This window comes from Pseudomonas sp. (assembly GCF_049645325.1).
Classification (GTDB): domain Bacteria; phylum Pseudomonadota; class Gammaproteobacteria; order Pseudomonadales; family Pseudomonadaceae; genus Aquipseudomonas.
The window spans coordinates 1-2,356 of record NZ_JBARTQ010000655.1 but is presented as its reverse complement, the minus strand read 5'-3'; the positions used below and the strand labels follow the sequence as shown (position 1 = coordinate 2,356).

General features: G+C 56.0%; 2 protein-coding genes. One reads left to right on the top strand and one right to left on the bottom strand.

From position 1 onward, the window contains the following. Window positions 1–302: 302 nt before the first annotated feature. A complete protein-coding gene (locus tag WBB95_RS28140) occupies window positions 303–1,733 on the top strand; it encodes an IS4 family transposase (RefSeq protein WP_424490551.1) in 1,431 nt (476 codons plus the stop codon). A 71-nt stretch (window positions 1,734–1,804) separates the two neighbouring features. Here WBB95_RS28140 and WBB95_RS28135 read toward each other — a convergent pair. Then, window positions 1,805–2,356 (bottom strand): transposase (locus tag WBB95_RS28135; RefSeq protein ID WP_424490550.1); only part of this gene is annotated, 552 nt, incomplete at its 5' end.

Below are 2,356 nucleotides of genomic sequence, written 5' to 3'. Positions count from 1 at the left end.
CTGCCGTGGTGGTCCCTGCCAGAGTCCGCAGTGCTCGAGGATGCGGCGGATCACTTCTTCCTGTCGCGCCTCGATGCTGTTAAGCCCCGATTCATCGGGGAAACTGGCGGGGGCCGAGGGGGTCAGGCACGAATGGCACTGTCGGGATGAGGCGAGCGCGCAGTTTGCCTATTGACTCGAGCGGAGATTTGTGAAAATCTCTGTCGTGCCGAAGTGGTGTTCAAGATTGTTCCCACTCTTGGCTATGATTACGAAGCCCTTCTTGGTTGCACTTGCAGTGAAAAGCCAAGGAGGGTTTTTTCATGGCCGTAGACATACCAAATTCGCCCCATCGAGGCAGTGGCAGATTTCAAAAAGTTGTCGATGCATTTCTTTCCAGTCCGGGACTGCCGTTTGCCGAGATTCTCTCGGCCGAACGCATCGAGCGAATCTTTGCCAGACATGGCTGCCTGTTCGGTCAGCACGGCGTCTACACCACGGCGATCATGGTGTGGTCGTTTCTCTCGCAAGTGTTGCGCGACGGCAAAGAAGCCTCGTGCCAATCGGCGGTGGCACGTGTCGTTAGTTACTGCGCGCAAGCGGAGCTCGATTCACCGACGCAAGACACGGGCGATTACTGCCGAGCCCGTGCCAAACTCTCGGAAGCCGCGCTGCATGAACTGAGCAGCGAAGTGACCGAAGAACTGGAACAGGCCGCCGATGCAAGCTGGTTATGGAAGGACAGGTATCATGCCAAGCTGATCGACGGCTTCACCTTCACCATGCCAGATACGCCAAAAAACCAAGCGAAGTACCCGCATCCGAAAACGCAGAAGCCCGGCGTTGGCCTGCCAATCGCGCGTGCCGTGGCGATCCTATCACTGGCCACCGCTTGCGTGACGGACCTAGCGATGGGGCCGTACAAGGGCAAAGAAACGGGCGAGTCGGCGCTGTTGCGGTCGATGCTGGGAAGTCTGGCCGCAGGCGACATCGCGGTGATGGATCGCTATTACTGTTCGTTCATGATGATCGCGTTGTTGCTCTCGCAAGGAACGCATACGTGCGCGCGTAAACATCATCTACGCCATTCCGACTTTCGTCGTGGCCGGCGGCTGGGGAAGTACGATCACATCATCGTCTGGATGCGGCCGCAGCGACCGAAATGGATGGATGAGGAGACTTACGCGCAGATTCCCGAGACGCTCGAGCTGCGTGAAATCCGTTTCAACATTGTCGAGCGAGGTCGTCGCACGCGAACCATCGACGTCATCACGACACTCCTCGACGCGGACGAGTACAGCAAAGAAGAGATCGCTGCGTTATATGGATTCCGGTGGAATTCGGAACTCGATATCAGAAGCATCAAGGATTCACTGAATCTGGGCCACGTGCGCTGCAAGTCGCCCGAGATGGTTCATCGCGAAGTCTGGACGACGATTTTGGGCTATAATCTGATCCGCGCCACGGCCGCTGGGGCGGCGCTGCTGCACGGCAAGCAGCCACGGCAAATCAGTTTCACCAGCACATGTCAGTATGTCTTGGCGTCGTGGATGCAATTGTCAGCGGGGTTGATTGATGCGTCGTCGCTCGATGATTACCTGAGGTTGATGCTCAAACAAATCGCCGCCTGCGAGGTTGCCAACCGTCCAGGCAGACTTGAACCACGCGTTCTCAAACGACGACGCCATGGCTACAAGCTCATGCAAAAGCCAAGAAACCAATTGCGACGCGAACTCCGCAAACAATGCACCTGAAACAAGATACATCACGACAGTGCCATTCGTGACAGCCACCAAATGTGGGATATATGCGATGGGAAGGCAGTCTATTCCCTGTCACGTTTCTGCTTTGGTCGTCCGCGAGGTCGAAGAGTTGATTCAAGTCCCAGTCGCTTGGAAGTGGTTGCGATCCAGCCTTCATCCCCATAGGGAGTGCCGCGATTGACGCAACGACGCAACGTGTTCACTTCAGATTCTGTTTGCGGTTCGTTCACGTGTTCGATCCAATTTCTCGGGCGTGCCAAAGGCCAGTCGGAGAGAACCGCCATCGAGTTGTCATCGCGACCAACGCAACCCAGGCTCGACCAGCGCCACAACTCCGCACGCTCCACCAAGTTGGCGCGCAACGCGTTGCGTTCAACGTAACGAACGACGTGAAAAAAGTACTCGTCGTCTTGCACCGGAAACGACTTGTACCGGCCCTGGTAAAGATGTCCATGTCCCCTTTCGTGACGGTGTTCCTTCCAGCGTTTCACATGCGTGTTGGTCAGTTGTTGCATAAACGTTGGTAGGTCGCCATCGTTTTCTGGCCATAATACAAAATGCCAATGATTCGACAGCAAACAATACGCGCAAACTCGCATCGGTCGGATTCGCAG

Excerpts from the sequence above, each read along its gene's own strand:
- WBB95_RS28140 (WP_424490551.1), top strand. The coding sequence starts at position 303 with ATGGCCGTAGACATACCAAATTCGCCCCATCGAGGCAGTGGCAGATTT.